Origin of the sequence: Brevibacterium sp. HMSC07C04, from assembly GCF_001815905.1 — a bacterium.
Classification (GTDB): Bacteria; Actinomycetota; Actinomycetes; order Actinomycetales; family Brevibacteriaceae; genus Brevibacterium.
This window is the reverse complement of the sequence record NZ_KV823288.1, coordinates 1-1,236: the sequence shown is the minus strand read 5'-3', so window position 1 is coordinate 1,236 and position 1,236 is coordinate 1. Positions and strand designations below refer to the sequence as shown.

1 protein-coding gene is annotated in these 1,236 nt (G+C 61.1%); it reads right to left on the bottom strand.

What is annotated here, in order from left to right; all coding sequences use genetic code 11:
* Positions 1 to 1,061 (bottom strand): acyl-CoA dehydrogenase family protein (locus HMPREF3162_RS11225; protein ID WP_070777882.1); only part of this gene is annotated, 1,061 nt, incomplete at its 3' end.
* Positions 1,062 to 1,236: the final 175 nt, after the last annotated feature.

Here is a 1,236-nt window from a genome sequence, read left to right as displayed (position 1 = left end):
AAGCCCGCTCCCCCAGCACAGTGCAGTGCCGCCTCAGCATTGGCCCTGGCAGCCTTCTGCGCCATGTACTTAGCCGAAACAAACCGCTGCGCCCACGCGGCCCCGTAGTCCACGCACTCATCAAAATCACGCGTGTAGGAATCCAACTGCGCAGGAACAGCGGCGAACTCCAGAGCCGCGTCTGCAACACGCACACGGAACTCACCGAGCTCGGTGTACGGGACTCCCCCGTTCTTAGCCGAACGCCGCTTGCGCAGAGCATCCGATGCCACTTCGAGAGCACGGCGAGCAAGCCCCGCATACACCGATGCGATGAGCAGCTGGAAGTTCGCCGTGATGCCAAAAGTCAGCAGATCCGGGTTCGGACCATCCGGGATGTGGCGAACAACCCTGTCAGCTTCCAGGACAGCGTCCTCCAGAATCGTTGCCCGCGAATGCGTGGCGCGCATACCCAGCACGTCCCAATCATCCGAGGACGTGACCCCTTCGGTGCCGCGGGTGAGGAAACCGTAGATCAGCTGCGGCCCATCGGCGGCGGTTTCATCCTTGCCGTGCACAATCAGCCTGGTCCACGCCGGCGTCATCGACGTGAAGATCTTCACACCCGACAGCCGGTACGAACCGTCCCCCTGCGGAACGGCCTTCGTGTTCGACCCCTGCAGAACCCAATCATTGCCAGGCTCAGAAACACCGAAGGCAAAGACCTCACCATCACGCGCTTCTTCAAGCGCGAACTGCAGCGACTTATCGCCGCGATTCCACATGGCCCGCATCATGCCGGTGCACACAAAGTGCATGTTCACACCCAGCGCGGTCGCCGGGGCGGCAGTCGCCAGCCGCTGCTGCAAACGCGACACTTCGTTCATACCCAAGCCCGGCCCGCCGAGCTCTTCGGGCACAAACAGCGTCAGATAGCCACGCTGTTCAAGTTCTTCCAGATCTTCGAAGAAGAACGCATTATCGCGGTCATACTGTGCGGCACGCTCCCGGAAGCGCTCCAAAAGCTCATCCGGCAAATACTTCTCTTCGAGTTCAACAAGTCGCTGTTCGCGGTCAGTCATACATCCTCCTGTCGGATCAACGCCAGACCCGACTGCAGTTCATCCGTGTGGCTGGTCACGCCACTCCTCCCGTCCAGCCTAGTGCCGTAAGGCCCAACATGAGAGCAGCGGACATCACAAGGAAAACACCGATCTTCGGCGCGGCCCAGCGCACCCACGTCAGATACGGCACACC